This is a genomic window from Paenibacillus ehimensis NBRC 15659 (assembly GCF_004000785.1).
GTDB lineage: Bacteria > Bacillota > Bacilli > Paenibacillales > NBRC-103111 > Paenibacillus_G > Paenibacillus_G ehimensis.
Map to the genome: position 1 here is coordinate 1 of NZ_BILX01000021.1, position 20304 is coordinate 20304.

Genomic DNA, 20304 nt, shown 5'->3' on the forward strand with positions numbered 1-20304 from the left:
ATACCTTCAATCCCTTCTTCGAACAGCCCCACTTTAAAGCTGTAAACACTTTTTAGACGGTAATACATACCTATATCAAAATGCTTTTGTGGTGTCTGTGGACAATCCGGTAAAAGTTCTTCTTCTTTATCTAAGATTTCGGCAATTGCTTCCATATTCTCGGTTTGTAAATAAATGTCCAAAAGTTCAATTACCAAATGTACTTTATTTTCCTTACCAATTTCCTCTATATAATTTTGAAGCATGGGTACCGCTTTATCATATTCCTTCCTTCTCGCCTTTAGTACTGCACGAGTTATTTTTACGGCTTCTTCAACAAAGTCATACGTAAATAACTCGAAAATTTCTAATGCCTTTTCAGCTTCATCATAGTTACCGGAGAGTAAATATGAGTTAATCATGGCTAAATAGGCTCTTGCCTTTAACTCTGTATCGTTTTGCTCCAAAAGTACTCCAGTTTTACACAGCTGAATACATTCGTCATATTTTTTTGTTGCGAACGCAAGTAGTGTCATTCTTAAATAAAGAGTTATTTGTTCTTCAAGGGATAAGAAATTCAAGTAATGTAATACTTCTTGTCCATCATGAAAAGACTTTTCCAATCGTTTTAAATCGAGTCGTTCAATTAAGTGCTTTTGCAATAATCCCTTAGCAATGTATTTCATTACTCCATGCTCTCTTGAATACTTAACAATGATCTTATAAAGAGCCACCCGCAAAGAAGGATCGCTTAATTTTTCTGTAAATTCATAAAGTCGTTGTAGGGCATCTTCAGTATCTTTGTTGGGAGATTGAAGAATTTTCAGTGCGATTTTGGGGGCTAATGAATGTGATACTTCACACATCAGTATTTCGTTTAATATTTCGAACAAATTTTCCGTCCGGTATTCTTCCTGAAGATAACATTCCATAATTTCTGTATAGTGTCCTGGTAATGCAGCAGCTATCGCCTTTAAGTTTTTTAACTCTAGCCGCTTCGTTTCTCCGCGCTCTATTCGATGTAATACACTTCTGCTTACACCCGTTAGTTCCTCAAATTCTGTGTATGTTAAATTTTTCTCTTTTCTAAACTGGAAGATGATATCTGAGATGGTTTTATGCTGATATTTAATATCCACCATACTACATACCTTCCTTTTTATACTAAAATTTTACATTGGCTAATTATAGCAAAGTCAGTTTCATATGACAATTAACTATTTCTTGACGATAATTCCTAAATTCTTACTTGAGATACAATGATTCGATAAACTTCTACAAAGTAAAAGCGTTTATTTGGTAATCACTGTAACTACTCAGGTGTTTTTCAAGTAATCAACGAAATAAAAATAGATGCCTATTCCTATCCCATATTTTACATAATTATGATATTTTTAGATTGTCCAATTTGATGCGCACAAATTGTTCAACTTCCAAATAAGGAGCGGAAACAATGAAAGTCAAAAAAATCTTGTTAACATCTGTAGCGTCTACTTTACTTATTTTTCCTATGATTGGTAACGCATTTGCTGAGACGCCTCAAGAACCAAACACAATTTCAAAACAAGAAGTGGAAAAAAGGTTCGAGGTTGCAAGAAATGAATTAAACTCTGTAGGAGTAACGGAGGAAACGATTTCCAAACTGGGTGATAAAGTTGATTTTGTTTCAAAGATCGTGAAAATCAACAATTTCAACAAGGAACAAGCAGCCAACTTTATCCAAGGCATTGTTAACCCTAAAATTGACGAGATGATTCCTGGTAAAGCACTTCCCGAAGGTGGATATGAAGTAAATGGACAAAAGGAACCGGGATTTGGGACGGAAAAGAAATTTAAACGGTTGCAACAAAAAAATGATATGACCCCTTCTACATCCTCTAGGTATGGATACGAGATGGACACAGGAGCACATTATATTTATACTTCCACCAAAGGGTACCATAAGGGCTACATGCATGTTCAATTCCCTCAAGTTTATCTGGCAAACACGCTAACTACAAGAGCAATGGAGTTTTTTGGTTTTTACCACGAAACAGGTGGAGGCGGGGATGCCGGTCTATTCACTAGGGATGGACGGTATTGGAAATTGGGAATGAATATTTATCCTGCTCCTCCGGGCACGACTGGTTGGTGGGAAGGGGGTAACATCATCGATAGAAACGAGCACGCCGAAGTTCTTTTAGTATCATGGGAAGAAAACGATACACTCTTTACAAGCGCATTTAATCGGTATACCGGTAGTCCATTGAGTGCTATATCTTTCTACGCACCCGGACACGGTTTTGATAAGTATAATCCTACGACTGCCGTGAATAATGAACACTCTCTAACTTTTTTCGAAGGAGAAGGCGACATAACTGATGGTTCATACAGCCAATATGGTAAGCACTATAATGTCTTGCTTGCGGATTCGAATGGTTATACCGTGAACTGGGACTATTCAAAAACAAGTTCGGAACGTAAATCTGGCACATACGATGAGCAACGAACAATTAAAGGAGTGTATGGCACACCTTTTAGCAACGAGGTCAATATTTATTTCGATTTGCCAAGACGTTAATTTTAATTGATGGAAAGGCCCTAGAAGTATGGGGCCTTTTTAAATTGTCACCGCAACTTTCGTGAAATATATTCGTCAATTGTAAATAGCGAGTTGAGTTTACATTTAAAGGAGGTATTGTTTTATGATTGGACGCAAGTTTTTATTAGCAGGACTATGCATAATGATGTTTTTTTCCGGATACAGCGTACATGCGGAAGAAATTAAATTTCAAGATGTCGGCGAGGATCATTGGGCCAAAGATACTATACAATGGGCCGTTAATGAAAAAATAGTGGATGGATACCCCGATAACACTTTTAAACCGGAACAAGTTGTTGGACAAAAGGAATTTATAGCCCTGCTGGTCAGGACATATAAACCTTCGGATTTTAGTCTAGATGATCCTAATAATACGGGGGAGTGGTCTTACCCATATACGCACTTTGCCTTTAGTTACGGATGGTATGTCATTGTTCCTTTCCATCAGCCTAAGGGTTCTGATATTGGCCTAGCCCGTGGTCAAGCAGCCAAAATTATTGCAGATGCTACAGGCAAAAACTATAACCAACAGGATTCTATTCGTTATCTTCTGGACAACGGCTTTGTAGAAGGGAAAGTTGATAACTCTTTTGAAGGATTCAAGGAAGGTGATCCTCTTACAAGAGCTGAAGCTTTAACCATGATTAAACGTGTACGCTCCAAACTGGACAAATTGCAAAAATCACCAAAGGAAACCGTTAAATACGAGCCAAAATCCGAAAAATAATTCATCCCCCCTCATGGAGTTAAGCCAAGCCACATTGAATTGATTTTGACCTGAATCTGTACAAAGATGTCACAAGAGGTTCAGGTGATTATTCTGGTGGGTGGCAGCGCCTTGCTCCAAAGCGCGCTTGGTGTACAGGGTTGGTAAAGAAGTTAGTTGCCCTAGAGACATCAATGAGACAGGTTACTATTTAGGGAACGTAAAACTCACCGTAAAGGAAATATACGGAATCCCATCAGGGTCGGCATAATCACAAACTTCATAAACTCTTCTCAACAAAAAAGCCGACCTATACTCATATTATCATTGATTTTGAACAAGTATAAAAAAGGTGACCAAAAATTACTTATTTTGGACTGAAAGCGTACAGCCATTAAATTTCAATTTCGAAGCATTTGATCGATTTGTTGTAGGTCAAGGAAAAAAGTCGGAAATTGGTAGGTTTGGCGAAGCATCTGTTCCCTATGGATTCAAAGAGAATTGGGCTATGTTATACCGTGTACATGCTCTTTCTTCAAAGGCATACGCCAGATCAAATCTATAGCTTGTAGAAGAGACTAGCTTTTTCTTAATGACAAGTATGACCAAATAATTTGCGTCCTCATGGAGTAAATCCGTGAGTTTTTTATTGATCCCAAGAAGTGGAACTGCTTTAGCACGACTCCATTTGCTTTATGAAATTAATGTAACTAACAAAACCTCAGAAAAGAGGTGATAAATTTTCTCCGGAAAGGGAAATATACCGGAAAAATCAAAAGGGGCGAGTCCTTTTGAACTTGAATACCCGCTACTGCTATCTCAGTCTTATAGGCATACTTTTAATTAATATCATAACGCCAAGAGTAGCTGCTCATTCAGAAATTAGGGAAAAACAACTTGAGGAAGCTTTGTTACAACAATTGCATTCAGTTATAATTTCTTCACTCAAAGACATTTATAAAACAGAAGATGCTACCTTTCATTGTGAACGAATATCGAATATCAATGAGAGGGTAACAGTAAAAAGAATAGATAAGGGGAGCATTCGTGCAGATGCTTTACATGGCGCAAAGTATTTTGAGATAACCGTTAGTTTATGTAATGTTGGGGTTAAAAAAGATAATGTGGAACTGTATCTGAAGAATGACTCTCCAACGGCTGAATTTTATTTGGTTGGTTATAACATAATACCTAACGATTAAACTAATGGGAGACGATTGCTCAATAAATTCGCTTTTTCCACTTCGATAGACCGTATCCGTGAGCGGGTCTTTTCTTGTCTTGGATTTATGGTATGTTGCTATAGATGACGAGAACTTCTCTGAATGACATGATTTTTATTTTAGGAGGGAGCAGCTTGGAAGTTTTTGCAGAATATTTAGCGCATATTGATAACCCGCAACATCGGGCCCGAACGGAAGAGGTTTTGGCTTGGGTAACTAAGAAATTTCCAAATTTAGTGCCAAAAATTGCGTGGAATCAGCCTATGTTTACCGATCACGGCACATTTATTATCGGCTTTAGCGTAGCCAAACATCATTTGGCCGTTGCTCCTGAAAGTGCAGGGATTAATCATTTTGCTGATGAAATTGTGCAGGCTGGCTATAATCACACCAAGCAGTTGGTACGTATCCAGTGGGATCATTCGGTTGATTTCTCATTACTTGAGAAAATAATCGAGTTTAATATTTTGGATAAGGCAGACTGTTCAACTTTTTGGCGGAAATAAAAAAGAGGCCCTTTAGCCTCTTACTTTATCTATGCTAACAGTATACCGCAATGTATGAAGGCTATACTGCGAATTTCGCTTTGATGAATTTTGCCATGATGGATGATGGTAGTGCATTCGCCTTACTGGGACTCCCAGCTGAGCTAAGGCCCCTCCCCCTGGCGGCATTTTTCTGAAAATAACAAGCCACTACAGCTTATTTGTATCTCCGCCGGCCTGATGCTTGGAGAGCAGCTCGGTTAATTCTTTCATAAACATATCGATGTCCTTAAATTGACGGTACACCGATGCGAACCGGATATAGGCAACCTCGTCTACGGGATACAGCTCGCTCATGACTATTTCTCCGATCTCGCGGCTGTCCACTTCGGCATGGGCCGTCGTGCGGATTTGCTTCTCTACCTCGGAAACGATCATTTCCAGCCGTTCGACGGATACCGGACGTTTCTCACAGGCACGGATCAAGCCCCGCAGCATTTTTTCCCGGTTGAATTCCTCCCGGCTTCCATCCTTCTTAATCACGATGAGCGGGGTCTCCTCGACCATCTCAAAGGTCGTGAACCGCTTCTGGCATTTCTCGCATTCGCGGCGGCGCCGGATCGATTTATTCTCATTGGCGGCACGCGAATCCAATACCTTCGTGCCGGAATAATCGCAATATGGGCATTTCATCGATCGTTTCTTCCTCCCCTATTTCCCAATAGCTCCCTGTCATGAAGTGCGGGCAATCGCACATAATAGGATTACCAACGACAAGGAGGTGAACAGACATGGGTGCAGGTCAATCCCGCAGCAGCAATCAATTGGTAGTGCCTCAAGCGAATGCAGCGTTGGATCAACTGAAATACGAAGTAGCGCAAGAACTGGGCATCGCCATCCCTCAGGACGGTTATTTCGGTCACATGGCTACTCGTGATACTGGTGCGATCGGTGGTCATATCACTCGTCGCCTGGTGCAAATCGCCGAGCAGTCTCTTGCCGGTCAATTCAAATAATAACACGTTTTAAAGAATACGCAAGAAGTATCGGGCTTAAGCTCCCGTTCAAGGCGGCTTGTCCGATACTTCTTTGCCTTGAGAGGTCAAGCGGCTTGCTCTCCCCACTCTTCCCCATACAATTTAACATACTTGTTATAATAATACATTACACGCTGTATGTAATGTCTCGTTTCCCCGTAAGGAATACGGTCCGCATTCTGGAGCGTTCCGTCCCATTCTTTCTCCTGTAGCCAGCGGCTGACTTTGCCATGCCCCGCGTTATAGCCCGCAAGAACCGCAATTTTATTCCCGTTAAATTGCTTAAATAACCAATTAAGATACCAAGAACCCAGCTCGATGCTGACAGCCGGTTCGTTAAGCCTGGTTCTGAATTCTTCACTAAAACGCGCCTTGTCAATAATCCAATTCGCCGTATCCGGCATAAGCTGCATCATTCCGTATGCGCCCTTCTTGGATTCCGTTTCCGCCAGATAGTTGGATTCCACCCGAATGACGGCGGCCACAAGAAAAGGATCGAGATCGTATTTTGCGGCGTTTTGGCGTATTTCCTGCTCGTAACGGATCGGATACAGCATGCGCCCCACATAAGTGCTGCTTAAAAACAAAAATATAACAAACGTCAGCAGCAGCAAGGCGAACACCCGCTTTTTCCGCCAAAAGCTCATGATAGCCCCCTTTCATTCCAGAAAGCTTCAATTTGCTTTTCCGTTTCCTCCAGGGTGCCCGAATTGTCGATCACCCAATCGGCAAGCCCTTTCTTCTCCTCAATCGGCATCTGGGACAGCAGCCGTTTCTCCGCTTGCTCCGCCGTTATGCCGTCCCTTGCGATCAGACGCTGAAGCTGCACTTCGCGCGGCACGTAGACAACCATCACCTGCTCGTACATCGCCTGCTGCCCCGATTCATACAGGAGCGGCACGTCGACGACGACCAGCTTGTCCGGCTGCTCTGCCGCATAGGCCTGCATTCTCTCGCGTATCAATGCGCGAATGGGAGGATGCAGCAAATTTTCCAGATCGCGAAGCGCCTCGCGATTGCCGAAGACGCGCTCGCCCAGTTTTTTGCGGTGAAGAGAGCCGTCCGGCAGCAGCAGATCGTCTCCGAACCGCCGGATCACTTCAGCCAGAACGGGGGTTCCCGGCTCCACGACCTCTCTGGCAATCCGGTCCGCATCGATCAGCAGCGCGCCGCGCCGGACGAGCATCCCGGCCACCGTGCTTTTCCCGCACGCAATTCCCCCGGTTAATCCGATGTTCATGGTCATTCCCCTATTATATCCAAGATGATGTTGTTGTATGGTCAGAACAGTTTCATGATGCCCATCAGGATCAAGACAAATCCGGGCAAAACGGACAGCTTGCGAATCCATTTCAGCTCCGCATAGCGCAATCCGATTTGCAGACCGATTCCCAGAAACGTGCCGCTGGCCAGCGCAATGACCGCCGCCGTCAGCCACGGCGTGAAGCCGAGCAAGGCGGCGCCGATCCCCGCCCCGAAAGCGTCCAGCGAGAGCGCCAGACCCAGCAGCGTCGCTTCGTAAGCCGATATGTTGCCGGAACGGTCCACGTCCGCCATGGACGGCGTGCGCAGAATTTGAATGACCAGACCGAATCGTTTCAGTTCAAGATAAAATACTTCCTTAGCCGTCGCCGGTCCCGGCGCGGGGACTGGCGGCTGCGGCTCGTTCGCCTGCCCCGCTTGCGATTCCTGCCGTCTTTGCTGGACCATCTGAACCAGCGCCCACAAGCCGATCCCCATCAAAATGACGGCGCCGATATCTTTCGCCACGACCGGGTCGACAAACCGGCTCATCCAGACGCCGATCTGCATCGAAGCGAAAATAATAACGCCCGACCAGGCCGCGATGATCGCGATTGAAGGGAGCGGGATCCGGATTTTGCGAAGACCGTACGTGACGCCTACCCCGAAGCCGTCCAAGCTGACGGCAAAGGCAAGCAGTAGCAACGAAGCGACAGACAACATTGCGTTCCCTCCTCACCAGTAACTGCACACCATACTATATGGCTGTTCTGGGCGGAGGGTGCGTATTGCCGTTCCGCAAGGACCCGTTAGCCTTGGAGCGCTTCCCGTTTGCCGCGCTTAGGCTTTAGCGGCTGACAGACAGGACAATAATGGGTGCCGCGCCCGGCTACCACCGTCTTGACTATAGCCGTGCCGCAAGTCAGACAAGCCTCGTCCTTGCGTCCATACATTTTCAGCTGGTGCTGGAACATCCCGATCTCGCCTTGACCGTTGACGTACGATTTGATGGACGACCCGCCTGCCGCCACGGCATCCTTCAACGTCTCCACAATCGCTTCATGAAGCTTGGCCGATTCCGCCGCGCTCAGCGTATGGGCTTCCCGCTCCGGATGGACACCGGCCAGAAATAACGCTTCATCCACATAAATATTTCCGATGCCGACAATGTATTCCTGATTCAGCAGCAGCGGCTTGATCTTCGTCTTGCGCTTTCCGAGCTTTGCGCGGAAAGCTTCCGGCGTAAACGCCGCATCCAGCGGCTCGAGACCGAGCTTCTTGAGCGGCGCCTCCAGCAAATCCCGGTCCTTCGGATAGACGTGCATCGTTCCGAACTGCCGCACGTCCTTGTACCTCAGCTCCGTGCCGTCCGTAAAATGAAACACGACATGGGTATGCTTCTCCATCGGTTCATCCGAGCGGTAGACCCCGTAGCGTCCCTCCATCCGCAGATGCGAGACCAGCGTATAACGGTCGAGCATAAACCGCAAAAACTTCCCCCGCCGCTCGACCGAGCGAATCGTTTCTCCCTCCAGCATAACGGCAAACGCCTGGATGTCGTCCGGATGCTGAATAATGCGGGGCAGCAGCACGGACACGCGCTCGATCTTCTTGCCGATCACAAGCTGATTGAGCGTACGGCGCACCGTTTCGACCTCCGGCAATTCCGGCATGAGCCTTTCCCCTCCTCCATTCCGCCCGGACGCTGTCCAAGCGGATTACTTCGCCTCGTACCAGTTGTCCCCGGCGTCGACGTCGACCTTCAGCGGCACGTCGAGCTTCAGGGCAGACTCCATCACTTCGGCGACCATTTGTTTCATCAAGTCAATCTCGTCTTCCGGCACCTCGAACACCAGTTCGTCGTGCACCTGCAGCAGCATGCGGCTGCGTACGCCCTCTTCCTTCATCCGCTTGTCCAATTGGACCATCGCCAGCTTGATAATATCCGCGGCCGTTCCTTGAATCGGCGTATTCATCGCGGTACGCTCGGCGAACGAACGCAGGTTGAAGTTCGAGGCTTTAATTTCCGGCAGGTAACGGCGGCGCTGCAGCAGCGTCGTGACATAGCCGTCCTGGCGGGCTTTTTTGACGATATCGTCCATATATTGACGAACCCCCTGGAACACGGCGAAATACTGCTCGATAAACTTCGCCGCGTCCTTGCGGGTAATGTTCAAGTTCTGCGACAACCCGTAATCGCTGATACCGTATACGATGCCGAAGTTGACCGCTTTGGCCTGACGACGCATATTCGAATCGACTTCCGCTTCGGATACGCCGAACACGTCCATCGCCGTTTTCGTATGAACGTCCATATTTTCGCGGAACGCTTCGATCAGCTTCTCGTCCTGCGAAATGTGGGCCAGCACGCGCAGCTCGATCTGCGAATAGTCGGCAGTCAAGATTTTCCACCCGGGTTCGGAAGGGAAAAACACCTTGCGGATTTTGCGGCCTTCCTCCAGCCGGATCGGAATGTTCTGCAGGTTCGGGTATTGGCTGCTGAGCCGCCCGGTCGCGGCGATCGTCTGCTTATAATACGTATGCACCTTCCCCGTCGAAGGACGCACTTCCTTGAGCAGGCCTTCCACGTAAGTCGATTGCAGCTTCGCCAGCGTCCGGTAATGGAGAATGTGGCCGACCATCGGATGATACGGCTCCAGCTTCTCCAGCACTTCGGCGTCGGTCGAATACCCGGTTTTCGTTTTCTTGATGACCGGCAGCCCGAGCTTCTCGAACAAAATTTCCCCGAGCTGCTTCGGCGAGTTGATGTTAAACTCGACCCCGGCCGCATCGTAAATCGATTGCATGATGCCCTCAAGCTGGTTGCCAAGCTCCGCGCCGTAGGCTTTGAGCTCCTCCGCGTCCACCTTGATCCCTTTGCGCTCCATCGAAGCCAGCACGAGCGCCAGCGGAAGCTCCAGCTCGTAAAACAGCTCGTGCATTTCGCTCGTTTCGAGCGCTTCCTTCAGCTTCGGCGTCAGCCGATGAACCGCGGCGGCTTTGCGGCACAAAAAGGCAGTCAGCACGTCTTCCTCGGGCACTTTGAATTTCGCGCCTTTGCCGAATATTTCCTCGTCGGCCGGAAGCGGCCGCAGTCCGTAACGGGACGTCAGGCCGTCCAGCGTCAGCGACGACTCCGTCGGATCGAGCAAGTAACCGGCAAGCAGCGCATCGAAGCCGATGCCGCCCAGCTCGATCCCGCGCCAAGACAGCACGATGATGGCGCGGTGCAGATCGTAGATGGAAACCTCCTGCTTGTCTTCCGAAGCAAGCCACTCCCGTACCGCAGAAGCCTCAGCCTGCTCAAGCCGTTCCACAGGCACATAATAGCACACAGGCTCCGCGCCCTCTTCTTCGCTATACAAGGACACGCCGATCACTTCGGCGTTATGCGGGTTGTCGCCGGCCGCCTCCACGTGCAGCGCGCGGACATGAGGCAGCGCGGCGGTCAGCTCAGCCAGCTTGTCGTCCGTGACCAGCACCGCCAGCGGCTCGGGTCCCGCCGCCTCCGCCTCCGCTGCCCCCGGTGCCGCAGCGCCGGAAGCGGGCAGCTGCAGCCGCTCCAATAACGATTTAAACTCCAGCTTGCGGAACATCTCAGCAAGCTCCGAATCCTCATATCCGCGGTAGGCCAGCTCGTCCCACGAAAAATCGACCGGCACCTCCCGGAAAATCGTCGCAAGCTCCTTGCTCATCCGGGCGCTGTCGGCATTCGCCGCGACCTTCTCCCCAAGCTTGCCCTTAATCTGCGAGGCGTTCTCCAGCACGCTCTCGACCGAGCCGTATTCGTGCAGCAGCTTAAGCGCCGTCTTCTCCCCAACTCCCGGGATGCCCGGAATGTTGTCGGACGTATCGCCCATCAGCCCTTTCAGGTCGATGATCTGATGCGGCTTCAGCCCGTACGTTTCTTCGATGTGCGCCGGATCGAACAGCTCGACCTCGCTGATGCCCTTGCGCGTCAGCGCGATGGTCACCTGCCCGCTTGCAAGCTGCAGCATGTCCTTGTCCCCGGTGACAACGACGACCTCGATGCCGCCTTTCTCGTCCGCAATACGCGTCAGCGTGCCGATAATATCGTCGGCCTCGTAGCCGTCCAGCTCGAACTGGCGGATGCCGAACGATCCGAGCAGGTCGCGGAGCAGCGGAAACTGCTCGGACAGCTCCGGCGGCGTTTTCTCGCGCCCGCCTTTGTACTCTGCGTAATCTTTATGTCGAAACGTCGCCTTCCCCGCGTCGAATGCGACCAGAAAGTGCGTCGGCTTCTGTTCCTCCAGCAGCTTGAGCAGCATGGTGGTGAACCCGTAGACCGCGTTCGTGTGCAGCCCCTTGGAATTGCTCAGCAGCGGCAATGCAAAAAAAGCGCGGTAGGCAATGCTGTTCCCGTCGATCAAAATAAGCTTGGACAATGGATTCACCTCATTCGGCAGTCTTCCTACTCTATACATGATAGCATAGGACAGCATAAGAAAAAAACCTTTGGAAAGCTTTCGCGAAAAAGGGGTGTGCGCCGTGTTTGCCGCATAAAATGAACTAACTTTTGATCCTTGACGGCGCCTTTCGAGCGGAAAGGAGATCGGAGGCTGGGTTCATGAAAGATTCGGTTCGTTTGAACGGAAAACGCGCGATTTTTTTCGATGTCAATCAGACGCTGGTGCAGCAAGGACTCAGCTTCGAACAATGCTTCGGAGAGGTGTGGGACGATTATTCGGCCAGATGGGCGGCGGAGGACCGCCCGGAGGCGGATGCGCTCTGGGAGCAGTACATCACCCGTTGGCAGCAGCGCAAAAAAGGCCGGACGACGTTCAAGCAGCTTGACGAGCTCCAGCAGCAATGTCTGCGGGAAGCGTTCGAAGCGCTGAGGATTCCCGTGTCCTCCGGCATGCTGCGAAGCTTCATGCAGAATATCCGCCGCCTGCAGGTATCGGCGAAGACCATGGCGCCGCAGGCTGCAAAAACGTTGGAGTCGCTGTCCCGGTCGTACCGCCTCGCCATCATCAGCAACAGCCCTCGCAGCGAAGTGCTGATGATGCTGCAGCGGTTCGGGCTGGAATCGTATTTTCCCGAAGAACGCGTCTTCACGGCGCAGAAGCCCGCGGACAAGAAGCCCGCGTCCTACCTTTTTAAGACGGCGCTCCAAACGATGCAGCTTGCGCCAAGGCAGGCGCTCATGGTAGGAAACTCGTGGAAGCATGACGTGTGCGGCGCCGTAAAGGCGGGCCTGGATGCCGTATGGCTCCATCCCGGAACGGCCGGTCCGTCCGCCGATTCGGACGACAAAAAAATTTCCCAGCAGCGGCTGGGAAAGCGTAAAGTGTATTTGATCAAGCAGCTGGATCAGCTCCCCCAGCTCCTTGGTTAAATTTCAATCGGCCCGTCGCTCTCCGGAACGCCGACCGCATCGCTGCTGAAGACGCTCCCGCGGTGCGCTTTCGACTGCTTCTTCAGCTTGGCCGCCGTTTCGGAGATTTGCTCCGGCGTCACGGCGGCGGCCGCCTTGCAGATGACAAGCGACAGCGACAGCGTGACGCCGTCGCTATCGATCCGGTTGCCCTGCCGATCCTCGACATACGTCCAATCGTCCTCGTCGTAGAACATTTTGACCCCCGCATCGAACCGCCGCAAAATTTCGCCGCACAGCTTCTCCGGTTCCTCGCTCGCCGTAATCGCAATAAAATCGTCCCCGCCGATATGGCCGACGAAATCGAAAGGCCGCCCCAACACGCCCATCGCCTGCTGAATGCAGTCGGCCGTAAATTGAATGAGCTGATCGCCTTTTTGAAAGCCGTACCGGTCGTTAAACCATTTGAAATAATCGAGATCGGCATAGATGACCGAGAACGGCTTCTTGTCCGTCAGCCGCTTGCTCAGCTCCCGGTAGATTTGCAGATTGCCCGGCAGTCCCGTCAGCGGATTGGCGACCTTGGCGCTTTCCATGCGGGCATTCGTGATGCACTCGAGAATGGATCTTATGGAAGCCATCCCCAGCATCCGTCCCTCGGAGGTGACGATCACAAGATCGTACAAATTTTGAATCTCCCGCGAAGTCGCGAGCTGGGACACCTCCTCGACCGACATGTGCTCGTCCACAATAAGAGGCGCCGGGTCCATCACCTGATCGATCGGGCGGTTCCAGAACAGCGAGTATCCGTACTGCCCCGCAAGCTGTTGGAACAAGCGGTCCCGCATAATCAGTCCGGTCGGCACGCCGCCGGAAACAACCGCCGCGCCGAGCGCATTCGCATTTTTCTTAAAATAACCGGCGACGGCCGAGATGGGCGTCGAATTCTCGAACGACGGATACGGGATCGACAGATCGCCGATGGCCCAGACGCTGCCTGCGGTTTCGACAATTTTGCGGTGCAGCAGAAGTTGATTTTTCAGCTCCGGCCGCAGCGAGGCCTGCTCCTTGCCGGGACGGCCGAGCAAAAAGCCCTGGCCGAAATGCACGCCCATGCGCGTAAGCTTCATCAGCTCCTCGGCCGATTCGATGCCCTCTGCGATCAGGTGGATGCCCAGCTTCTCGGCGAACGACAGCATCGTTTCGAGGATGTACTCCTTCGTTTTGTGGAGGTGAATGTCCTTGATGAGCGAGCGGTCGATTTTGATAAAATCGGGCTGCAGCTCGGCAATGGCTTGCAGCGAGGAATACCCTGCTCCGGCATCGTCGATCGCAATCCGGTACCCCTGCTGGCGGTAATGGTCCAGAATCGTTTTGGCCGCGTCGAAATCTTCGATGGAGCTGCGCTCCGTAATCTCGAACACGACATTCCCCGGCGTCAGCCCCCGCTGCTCCAGCAGCTCCAGCGTCCGGCCCGGCTCGAACTGCGGGTCGTTCAAAATTTCCGCGGACAGATTCAGAAACAGCATCTCCTCCTCCGTCCGGGTTAGCGCGCCCTGAATCGCCTTGGCCCTCGCCAGCCGGTCCAGCGGATACAGCAAGCCCTCGGACTCCGCCGCCGCGAACAGCTTGAGCGGAGAATGGAGCGGGCTGCCCTCCGGGCCCCGGGTTAACGCCTCGTAGCCGAAAACGGTACCGTCCCTCAGCGAAATGATCGGCTGATAAACGGACGTTACGGCTTGTTGATGTAAGATGTTTTCCAGCTCGCTATGAAGCGCCGAACCGTCGGTCGGTTGCTCTGTCATTCGTTCTATCGTCATTGACCATCCCTGACTTTCCGTGTCTTTGGCTCTACTATACCATGGGAATTTTATCCCAGTGTTAACACGGAACGTCCCGGTTTGTTAAACGATTGTAAATATTTGCGGAGAAGCCGTCTGCTTACTTGATGCCGATCGATTGGCGGTATTCGGAAGGAGAACAGCCGACCGCCTTTTTGAACAGGATGGAAAAGTGCGGATAGCTCTGGTATCCGACGGCCAAGGAGACATCGATGACTTTGTAATGGGGAATTTCCAGCAGCCGCTTGGCCATTTCCATCCGTTTGCGGATGCGGTACTGCACGAACGTTTCGTTCGCCGTTTTTTTGAACAGGTGGCTGAAGTAAGTCGGGGCGAGCCCTACCTTCCCGGCGACCTCTTCCAGGCTGATATCCGTCGCAAGATGTTGATCGATATACGCTTTCGCTTCCTCCCAGACGTTCTTCAAGTTGCCGCCGCGGTAGGTTTGCAGCAGCCCGGACAGCTTGAAAATCTCCTCCTCCAGAAAGGCCAGAGCTTCCTGCCGGGCAGGAAAGCTTCGCCGCTCGGGCGGCTCGGGAAAGAGGAAGACGTCTCTGGCGTTCAGACGCTTCACCAGCAAGCGGAGCACGTCGTTGACGGCTGCGCTCAGCCGCTCGGGAGACGCGTGCTCCTCGAAATACCGGTCCTTCCCCTCTGTCCAGCAGGCGGCAGCCGCGTCCGGGTCGGCGCTCCAGACCGCCTCTTCCAACGCATCGAGCCACTGCTCGTATTCCGAAATGGACGGCGCTTCGGCCCGGACCGGCTTCAGAACGCGGTCCAGCACCGAATACAGCTCGCCAGGCGTGACCGGCTTGAGCAGGTATTCCTTGACCCCGTATGTCAGGCATTTTTGCGCGTACGCAAATTCCCCGTAACCGGAGATGACGACGGTCTTGACGGAGGGCCGGGTTTCCGAGATGATTCTGCACAGCTCAAGCCCGTCCATCCGAGGCATCCGGATATCCGTGAGCACCAGATCGGGCGGAGTGTCCCGAACAAAAGCCGCGGCCTCCTCGCCGTTGGCGAAGGCGGTAACGCGAAGCTTTCCCGCCCCGTACCGTTCGACCATCCGGGTAAGCCCAAGCCGGATCATCGGCTCGTCTTCGACGACGACAACATGCATCCTAATCCCCCCTTCGCTCCGCGGCCGCGCAAAACGCAACCATCGGCGATTGTCTTCAGCCTGACGGCCTGCCCGAGGAAGGCATGACCATCGTCACTTTCGTTCCCTCGTCGAGCCGGCTCTCGATGTGCAGGCCATACTGCTCGCCGAATACCATCTGAATGCGCCTGTGCACGTTAACAATGCCAATTCCGCCCTTCTTGCCAGCATCGTCCCCCCCGTCGACAAGACGGTTCGCCTCCAGCTTCTCCCGCAGCTCCGCCAGCCGCTCCTCCGGGATGCCGTTCCCGTTATCCTCGACGCTGACCCAGAACGTGCCGTCTCCTTCGCCCGCATCGATCCGGATGCAGTGATAATCCTCCACGCCGCCTTCGAACGCGTGCTGAAATACGTTTTCGACAAGCGGCTGCAGCGTCAGCCGCACCATCTTGTGAAGCAGCAGCTCCGGCTTCACGGCGACGTCGATCTCAAACTCCCGCCCGGCCCGGTGCTTCAGCACGATCATATAGTTAAGCACGTGCTTCAGCTCGTTGGCCACCGTGATTTCCTCCAGATTCGTCTGCACGGAATAACGCAGCATGTAGGCCAGCGCGCGTACGATTTCCGAAATTTCGTCTGAATCCTCGACGAAGGCATAGCACACAATCGTCTCCAGCGTATTGTATAAAAAGTGCGGATTGATCTGAAGCTGCAGCGATTGGAACTCCGCTTTTTGCCGCTCCATCTGGATTTCGTGGTTTTTCAGCTCGGCCTGATATACCTTGTCCACGAGCTCCGACAACCGGTTGACCATCAGGTTGTAGCGGATCATCAGCTCCATGATTTCGTCCCGCTGCCGCTGCTCGGGAAGCGGGATAGTCGCCCAGTTGCCCTTCTCGGTTTCCCGCATGCCTTCCTTCAGCACCCGGATCGGCCCGGTAATCGACTTCCCGAAGCGGAAGGCCAGCCATAACGCAAAGACGAGCGTAAACAGACCGACAACGATCGATGTGACGCGAATCGTATCGACCGGCTTCCGCAGCTCGGCCATCGGCATGGACACAACGAGATGCCAGCCGGAATAGGCGGACTTTTGGCTCCGGTACAAGCGCCGCTCTCCGCTCTCCTCCGCCACGAAGGACTGCAGGCCCGATTCGACGATGCTGCGTTTCAGCTCCGGCTGTACACTCTTCCCGATCCGCTCTCTTTGAGGGTGATACACGATCCGTCCCCTTTCGTCGACGATGAAGAAGAAGCCGGTGCTGGTGAGCTCGATGCCTTTCCACAGCTCCGAAAGCTCGGCAGAACGAAGCTCGATCGCGAGAATGCCTTGAGGCTCCGATGACGTTAAACCGCGAATTTGGCGTACCAGGGTGATCGTCCGGTTGTTCTGGCTTTCGATAATGCTGCGGTTCAGCACGCTGAGGTTCCCGTAGGCCGACGTATTCGTCTTAAAGAAGGTCAGCTGCTCCTTGATTTGCTCCGGCGTAAACGACGATCCCGTGACTTCGTTATAGTAATACACGGCGTTCTCGTTGAAGCTGATCGAATACACGGCCGTAATCTCAGGATTCCGAATAAAGATCGGGTCGATCACGTATTCCTTGATCTGCTTCTGGATCTCATAGAACTCGTATCCCTCCAGCCCTGCCGGCAGATCAATAAAACGTTTGACCTCCTTGTTGGTGAGCAGCGAAACCATGGATCGCTCATACGATTTCAGATACAGATCCGTATGGTAAGCCGCATTGCCGACCATCTGGGACAGCTGCCGCTCCACCATCCGGTCCAGCTCCTGGGAGGAGGCGTAGTACGTAACGATGCCGACCGTCGTCAGCGAAACGATGATGACGGTCAGGAAATAGAGGAACAGCTTCCGGTACAGGCTCGCCTTTTTCATTTGATCCCCAGCTGGCTGCGGTATTCCGAAGGCGAAATGCCGACAATCTTTTTAAACGTTTTCGTAAAATGCGGATAGTCGTCGTACCCGACCTCCAGCGCCACGTCGACGATGCGAATATGGGACTGAGCCATCAATTGAAGCGCTTTCTCCATCCGGCGCTTGATCCGGTATTGGACGAACGTTTCGGAGGTCATTTTTTTAAACAACGCGCTGAAATAGGTCGGAGTCAGCCCGACAAGCTCGGCCACTTCCTCCAGCGTGACCTCCTCGGACAAGCGCTGATCGATGTAGGCCTTCGCTTCTTCCATCGGGTCCTTGAATTGACCGCGGCGCGCCGAGATCAATTTCCGGTAAATCGCCCGCAGCGTCTGCTCGAAATCGTCCAGCAGCTCGGCCTTCGTATGCCCGGCCATCGTCTCGTTCGTCTCCGGAGATACCGAAAAAGCATTCCGCTCCTGCAGCCGCTGAACGAGCAAGCGGATACAATCGCCGAGCAGCTCCCGGAGCTTCGCGGCCGACAAGCCGGAGTCGAGGCAATACCTCCGCCACTGCTCCAAATACCGGGCCAGCTCGTCCGCTTGATTGGCCCAGATGCACTGCTCCAGCTTGCCTACCCATTCCACGTATTTGGATACCGGGACATAGCCTTTCATTTTTTGTTTGAGCACCGTATCCAGCGCTTCATGCAGCTCGGGCTTCGTCACGGGCTTCAGCAAGTATTGCTTCACGCCGTAAGCCAGGCATTTTTGCGCATACTCGAAATCGTTGAAGCCGGAGATGACGACCGTTTGAATATCGGGGAATTCTTCGTGAATGCTGCGGCACAGCTCCAATCCGTCCATCTTGGGCATCCGGATATCGGTCAGCACGATGTCGGGCTCTTGCGAGCGGATCAGCTCCAGCGCCTTCACTCCGTTCTCCGCGGTGGCAATGCCGGCGAACGCGGGACTGTATTGCTCCGCCATCTTCACCAAGCCTTTGCGGATGACCGGCTCGTCGTCCACGATGAGCAAATGCATGGAATACCCCTCCTGTTAGGTCCGCCTAAGGGAAAAGTATCCGCTCCGGACAGGCCGAAAACGGATACTTTACCGTGATCTGTATGATGATTTTACTACGCTTTCGGGACACAGGGCAATGAGAGAAGTTGGGTTTGACGGACAGCGGCGTGCCGGCCGCCGACCGTTACTTCACATTGTTGCGGACGATGACGCCTTCCTTCTTGTTGTAGCGCTCCGTCGCTTCCTTGATGACTTCGTTGCCGCCTTTGGCTTTATATTCTTCGATAACCTTCGGCCAATCCGAGATCGGCTCTTTGCCGTAGATCATTTTGACCATATGGTCGATGATCAGCTTCGGCGCCGTATCGCTCGTCGGCATAAGATCCGGGTATTTGGCGAACGCATTCAGCGTCGGCGTAAATTCGATCGTGCCGAGTCCCTCTTTGGCCAGCACCGTATCGAACGCTTTGGCCAAGTCCTTGCCGTCCTGGGACAAGGAGGCGCGCAGTTTGTTGATGGTAATGTCATGCGTCCACCACAGATTGCCGCGGAAGCCCTCTTCGTCCACTTCTTCTTTCGTTTGCGGGAATTTGTATTTGATCTGCCCGTTCTCTACGGTGTAATTCTCGCCTTCCACCCCGATGCTGAAAAACTTCTCCGCTTCGTCGGTCAGCATCCAGTCCAAAAATTTGATGATGCCGATCGCCGTTTCCTTCTTTACATTATTGTTGATATACAAAGCGGTGGATAAGGAGCCGTACAAAATATGCCCGCCGTATCCTTCCGGACCTTTCGGCGACGGAATAATGTCGATTTTGGCCTCGGGCACGACCTTCTTCACCTTGGTCCGGTAGTTGGCCATGCCTTCCGCATTGGCGGACCACATGCCGACTTTGCCGGCCTCGATATTTTTGCCGTAGTCGGTCGATGTGACCGTTGCAAAATCTTTGGGAATCAAGCCTTCGTCGAACATCGTTTTGTAGGCTTGAAGCGCTTTCGTCATATTCTCTACGTCAAAAAATTTCGGAACGACCTGTCCGTTCTGCAGCTCGAACTGGGAACCGATCACGTCGTAGGAGCCGAAGATCGTATCGGCATACTTGAATTTTTCCCGGATTTGGTACGGATTCTCGACACCGAGCTTTTTCATCGCGCGCATCACGTTTAGCATGTCCTCGACTGTTTTAGGCGCAGGCAGGCCGGTTTTCTCCAGCAGATCCGTCCGGATGAACAGCGCGCGCCGCGACGGATTGGACAGCCACGCCGGAACGGCATAAATTTTACCCTCGTAGCTGACCTCGTCCCAGGCCTGCTTCGGCACCTGCTTCATCAGATTCGGCGCATACTCTTTGAGCAGATCGTCCAGCGGCATGAACAGCCCGGCCTCCACCGAACCGGACATCGCCTTGCTGTTCACACTGCTGCCTTGAACAACGTCGGGGATGTCGTTGCCTGCGAACATGACGGCCATTTTCTGGTCGAATTCCTTGAGTGGAAGGAAGCGGATATCCATATCGACATTCGCCAGCTTCTCCAGCTTTTTTACCCACTTGTCTTCGTTAATATTCGGCGAGCTTTCCGCATAAGCATTTCCGCTCGTATTCAGCGAAATCGTAAACTTCGTCGGTCCCTGCTTCCCGTCGGCGCCCGGCGCTTCGCCTTCGTTCTTACCGCCGGCGCATCCGGCTGCCGTTACCGCAAGCGAACCAACCAGCACCGTACTGATGAGCTTTTTCAAGTCGAACCCCTTCTTTCGCTTAAAAAGTATGTGTATGTTGCCCAATTCAAATGATAGCGATTTCAAAGCGGATATAGAATTGGCTAACTTATTATGACGATGTGTTTTTTTACGATGGGGGACTGTTC

General features: G+C 51.9%; 18 protein-coding genes. 6 read left to right on the forward strand and 12 right to left on the reverse strand.

Translation table 11 applies throughout. The features are described 5' to 3' along the window. On the reverse strand, positions 1-1121 hold a 1121-nt coding region (locus PEH01S_RS14155), incomplete at its 3' end, for a helix-turn-helix domain-containing protein (protein WP_164827839.1). 311 nt (positions 1122-1432) lie between these two features. Here PEH01S_RS14155 and PEH01S_RS14160 point away from each other — a divergent pair. The 4 genes from PEH01S_RS14160 to PEH01S_RS14175 all read left to right on the forward strand — a co-directional run bounded on the left by PEH01S_RS14160 (position 1433) and on the right by PEH01S_RS14175 (position 4995). Beyond that, positions 1433-2539: a hypothetical protein gene (locus PEH01S_RS14160; protein WP_025852577.1), complete on the forward strand. Its 1107-nt coding sequence runs from the start codon at positions 1433-1435 to the stop codon at positions 2537-2539. A gap of 124 nt (positions 2540-2663) precedes the next feature. Further along, positions 2664-3287, forward strand: a complete 624-nt coding sequence (locus tag PEH01S_RS14165) for an S-layer homology domain-containing protein (protein WP_127486179.1) — start codon at positions 2664-2666, stop codon at positions 3285-3287. Between the two features lie 770 nt (positions 3288-4057). Beyond that, positions 4058-4468, forward strand: coding sequence for a hypothetical protein (locus PEH01S_RS14170; protein ID WP_127486181.1), 411 nt, complete (start codon positions 4058-4060; stop codon positions 4466-4468). 155 nt (positions 4469-4623) lie between these two features. Continuing rightward, positions 4624-4995, forward strand: a complete 372-nt coding sequence (locus PEH01S_RS14175; RefSeq protein WP_127486183.1) for an iron chaperone — start codon at positions 4624-4626, stop codon at positions 4993-4995. A gap of 189 nt (positions 4996-5184) precedes the next feature. On the opposite strand, the gene nrdR is transcribed toward PEH01S_RS14175, so the two are convergent. Further along, positions 5185-5667, reverse strand: coding sequence for a transcriptional regulator NrdR (gene nrdR, locus PEH01S_RS14180; protein ID WP_025852583.1), 483 nt, complete (start codon positions 5665-5667; stop codon positions 5185-5187). Between the two features lie 98 nt (positions 5668-5765). On the opposite strand from nrdR, the gene PEH01S_RS14185 reads away from it, so the two are divergent. Further along, positions 5766-5990, forward strand: coding sequence for an alpha/beta-type small acid-soluble spore protein (locus PEH01S_RS14185; protein WP_010496076.1), 225 nt, complete (start codon positions 5766-5768; stop codon positions 5988-5990). An 86-nt stretch (positions 5991-6076) separates the two neighbouring features. Here the strand turns inward: PEH01S_RS14185 and PEH01S_RS14190 are convergent, their stop codons facing one another. From PEH01S_RS14190 to polA, 5 genes are all read right to left on the reverse strand, one after another. Next, positions 6077-6658 (reverse strand): lytic transglycosylase domain-containing protein, encoded by a 582-nt coding sequence (locus PEH01S_RS14190; RefSeq protein ID WP_025852584.1) that lies wholly within the window; start codon positions 6656-6658, stop codon positions 6077-6079. Further along, on the reverse strand, positions 6655-7251 hold the full coding sequence (gene coaE / locus PEH01S_RS14195; RefSeq protein ID WP_025852586.1) for a dephospho-CoA kinase: 597 nt from the start codon (positions 7249-7251) through the stop codon (positions 6655-6657). The genes PEH01S_RS14190 and coaE overlap by 4 nt, the downstream gene beginning before the upstream one ends. A 41-nt stretch (positions 7252-7292) precedes the next feature. Further along, positions 7293-7976 (reverse strand): sporulation membrane protein YtaF, encoded by a 684-nt coding sequence (gene ytaF / locus PEH01S_RS14200; RefSeq protein WP_127486185.1) that lies wholly within the window; start codon positions 7974-7976, stop codon positions 7293-7295. 86 nt (positions 7977-8062) lie between these two features. Beyond that, on the reverse strand, positions 8063-8926 hold the full coding sequence (gene mutM, locus PEH01S_RS14205) for a DNA-formamidopyrimidine glycosylase (RefSeq protein WP_025852593.1): 864 nt from the start codon (positions 8924-8926) through the stop codon (positions 8063-8065). A gap of 45 nt (positions 8927-8971) precedes the next feature. Further along, complete coding sequence (gene polA / locus PEH01S_RS14210) at positions 8972-11659, reverse strand: DNA polymerase I (RefSeq protein ID WP_174807136.1); 2688 nt, start codon at positions 11657-11659, stop codon at positions 8972-8974. 182 nt (positions 11660-11841) lie between these two features. Here polA and PEH01S_RS14215 point away from each other — a divergent pair, with 182 nt between their 5' ends. Next, positions 11842-12612: an HAD family hydrolase gene (locus PEH01S_RS14215; RefSeq protein ID WP_127486187.1), complete on the forward strand. Its 771-nt coding sequence runs from the start codon at positions 11842-11844 to the stop codon at positions 12610-12612. Here the strand turns inward: PEH01S_RS14215 and PEH01S_RS14220 are convergent. The 5 genes from PEH01S_RS14220 to PEH01S_RS14240 all read right to left on the reverse strand — a co-directional run bounded on the left by PEH01S_RS14220 (position 12609) and on the right by PEH01S_RS14240 (position 20176). Then, positions 12609-14411 (reverse strand): GGDEF domain-containing protein, encoded by a 1803-nt coding sequence (locus PEH01S_RS14220; RefSeq protein WP_127486190.1) that lies wholly within the window; start codon positions 14409-14411, stop codon positions 12609-12611. The genes PEH01S_RS14215 and PEH01S_RS14220 overlap by 4 nt on opposite strands. 121 nt (positions 14412-14532) lie before the next feature. Further along, the gene (locus tag PEH01S_RS14225; protein WP_127486192.1) at positions 14533-15555 is read right to left on the reverse strand and encodes a response regulator; all 1023 of its coding nucleotides are present in this window, start codon (positions 15553-15555) and stop codon (positions 14533-14535) included. Between the two features lie 55 nt (positions 15556-15610). Beyond that, entirely contained in the window at positions 15611-17434 is a 1824-nt protein-coding gene (locus PEH01S_RS14230; RefSeq protein WP_127486194.1) for a sensor histidine kinase, read from the reverse strand. Continuing rightward, positions 17431-18456: a response regulator transcription factor gene (locus PEH01S_RS14235; RefSeq protein WP_025852603.1), complete on the reverse strand. Its 1026-nt coding sequence runs from the start codon at positions 18454-18456 to the stop codon at positions 17431-17433. The genes PEH01S_RS14230 and PEH01S_RS14235 overlap by 4 nt, the downstream gene beginning before the upstream one ends. Positions 18457-18622: 166 nt before the next feature. Then, a complete protein-coding gene (locus tag PEH01S_RS14240) occupies positions 18623-20176 on the reverse strand; it encodes a type 2 periplasmic-binding domain-containing protein (RefSeq protein WP_025852604.1) in 1554 nt (517 codons plus the stop codon). Positions 20177-20304 lie beyond the last annotated feature (128 nt).